Source organism: Dermacoccus sp. UBA1591 (assembly GCF_002322065.1).
GTDB lineage: Bacteria > Actinomycetota > Actinomycetes > Actinomycetales > Dermatophilaceae > Dermacoccus > Dermacoccus nishinomiyaensis.
Genome location: NZ_DCNR01000036.1, coordinates 1,427 through 4,082, shown reverse-complemented (window position 1 = coordinate 4,082; position 2,656 = coordinate 1,427). Strand labels below are relative to the sequence as shown.

Annotated in this window: 3 protein-coding genes; all 3 read right to left on the bottom strand. The window is 69.6% G+C overall.

Translation table 11 applies throughout. From position 1 onward, the window contains the following. Positions 1-140 precede the first annotated feature (140 nt). Positions 141-1,310 (bottom strand): acyl-CoA dehydrogenase family protein, encoded by a 1,170-nt coding sequence (locus B2284_RS03840; RefSeq protein ID WP_115297253.1) that lies wholly within the window; start codon positions 1,308-1,310, stop codon positions 141-143. A gap of 105 nt (positions 1,311-1,415) precedes the next feature. Next, positions 1,416-2,033, bottom strand: coding sequence for a 5-(carboxyamino)imidazole ribonucleotide mutase (purE, locus tag B2284_RS03835; RefSeq protein WP_038568991.1), 618 nt, complete (start codon positions 2,031-2,033; stop codon positions 1,416-1,418). Continuing rightward, positions 2,030-2,656 (bottom strand): ATP-grasp domain-containing protein (locus B2284_RS03830; RefSeq protein WP_286697212.1); only part of this gene is annotated, 627 nt, incomplete at its 5' end. The genes purE and B2284_RS03830, both read right to left, overlap by 4 nt.

Genomic DNA, 2,656 nt, shown 5'->3' with positions numbered 1-2,656 from the left:
TCCGTGACGCGGCCGGCAGGACACCGGGTCGCCCCGTGAGGAAGAATATCGGTGCGTCGTCGCAGCGCGCGAGGCACGGAGGACGAGTGCGGGCCGCAGCTGAGGTCAGCTGCGGCCCGCACTCGTCGTCAGGGCTGGGTTCAGTAGCCCTTGAGTACCGCGCGGCCCATGACGAGACGCTGGATCTGGTTGGTGCCTTCGTAGATCTGCGTGATCTTCGCGTCGCGCATCATGCGCTCGACGGGGAAGTCCTTGACGTAGCCGGCGCCGCCGAGCAGCTGGACGGCGTCGGTCGTCACCTCCATCGCGACGTCGGAGGCGAAGCACTTCGCAGCGGCGCCGAAGAACGACAGGTCGGCGTCCTGACGCTCCGACTTCGCGGCCGCGACGTAGACCATCTGACGGGCCGTCTCGACCTTCATCGCCATGTCGGCGAGCATGAACTGGATGGCCTGGAACTCGGCGATGGCCTTGCCGAACTGCTGACGCTCCTTGACGTAGCCGACGGCGTAGTCGAGCGCGCCCTGCGCGATGCCGACGGCCTGCGCACCGATCGTCACACGCGTGTGGTCGAGGGTGCGCAGCGCGATCTTGAGGCCCTCGCCCTCGGCGCCGACGATGCGGTCGGCGGGGATGCGGCAGTTGTCGAAGTGCAGCTCGCGCGTCGGCGAACCCTTGATGCCGAGCTTGCGCTCGGGCTCACCGAAGCTGAAGCCCTCGTCGCTCTTCTCGACGACGAACGCGGAGATGTTGCGCCCGCGCTCACCCTCGGGGTCGGTGACGGCGAGGACCGTGTAGAACTCGGATTCGCCGGCGTTCGTGATCCACGATTTCTGGCCGTTGAGGACGTAGTGGTCGCCGTCGCGCTTGGCCTTCGTCTTCATCGACGCGGTGTCGGAACCGGCCTCGCGCTCGGACAGACCGTAGGAGAACATCGCCTCACCGGAGGCGAGCTTCGGTAGGTACTTCGCCTTGATCTCCTCGCCGCCGCCGAGGATGACGGGCATGGAGCCGAGCTTGTTGACGGCCGGGATGAGCGAGGAGCTCGCGCAGACGCGGGCCACCTCCTCGATGACGATGCACGTGCCGAGGGCGTCGATGCCCATGCCGCCGTACTGCTCGTCCACGTGCGGCGCCTGCATGCCGGCCTCTATCAGGGCGTCGAGGGCCTCCTGCGGGAAGCGCGACTTGTCGTCGACGTCGGCCGCGTGCGGCGCGATCTTGTTCTCGCAGACGGGGCGGATGGCCTCGCGGAGCGCCTCGTGCTCCTCGGAGATCTTGTAGAGGTCGAAGTCAGGGTTAGCAGCCATACCGGCATGCTACCCGCCAGTACGTCGCGGCGGCAGCCCCTCTCCGTCGATGTTGCCCGGGTTTCGGGGCGCCGGCGCCGCCAGGCCCGGGCAACATCGGGGCACTCAGGCCTGACGTCCGGCGACCTCGCGCCGCAGCGCCTCGCCCTTGGCGTGGGCCTCGTCGCGCAGGCTCGCCTGGAACTGCATCATCTGGGCGGCGATGCGACACGCCTCGTCCGAGTCACCGACGCCGAGGATGCGCGCCGCGAGCAGGCCCGCGTTGCGCGCACCACCGATCGAGACCGTCGCGACGGGCACGCCGGCGGGCATCTGGACGATCGACAGCAGCGAGTCCATGCCGTCGAGGTGTTTCAGCGGCACGGGCACCCCGATGACGGGGAGCGTCGTGACCGACGCGAGCATGCCCGGCAGGTGCGCCGCTCCCCCGGCGCCGGCGATGATGACGCGCAGGCCGCGCTCCGCGGCGCGGGTGCCGTACTCGACCATCTCGTGCGCCATGCGGTGCGCCGAGACGACGTCGGCCTCGTAGCCGATGCCGAACTCGTCGAGGACATCGGCGGCCGCGGACATCGTCGGCCAGTCCGAGTTGCTGCCCATGACGAGCCCGACGACGGGCGCCTTCGCCGGCTGCGTCGCGCTCGTGGGGGTCGTCGAGCTCGTGGCCGGGGTCGCCGAACCCGCAGCGTTCGTCGTCACGTCGGGGGTGGTCGCGTCGCTCATTCGGTCACCGTTCCTTGGAGGTAGTCACAGGCGTGGCGGGCTCGTGCGCGCAGGCCGACGAGGTCGTCGCCGAAGACGTTGACGTGCCCGATCTTGCGGCCGGGGCGCACACCCTTGCCGTAGAGGTGGATCTTGAGGCCGGGATCACGTGCCATGAGGTGCTTGTAGGTGGGGTACAACTCCTCGTACTCGCCGCCGAGCACGTTGCCCATGACCGTCCACGGTGCCCGCGCGCGCGTGTCGCCGAGGGGCAGGTCGAGGACGGCGCGTAGGTGCTGCTCGAACTGACCGGTGACGGAGCCGTCCATCGACCAGTGTCCCGAGTTGTGCGGGCGCATCGCGAGCTCGTTGACGACGAACTCGCCGCCGCCGACGTCGAACAGCTCGACGGCCATGACGCCCGTGACGTCGAGTTCGCGCGCGATCGTGATGGCGGCGGAGGTGATGCGTTCGGCAGCGTCGTCGCTCAGGTCCGGGGCGGGGGCGAGGACCTCGGTGCAGATGCCGTCGACCTGAACGGTCTCGACGACGGGCCACACGGCGACCTGGCCGCTCGGGCTGCGCGCGATCATGACGGCGATCTCCCGCTCGAACGCGACGGCCTCCTCCGCGAGCAGCGGCGC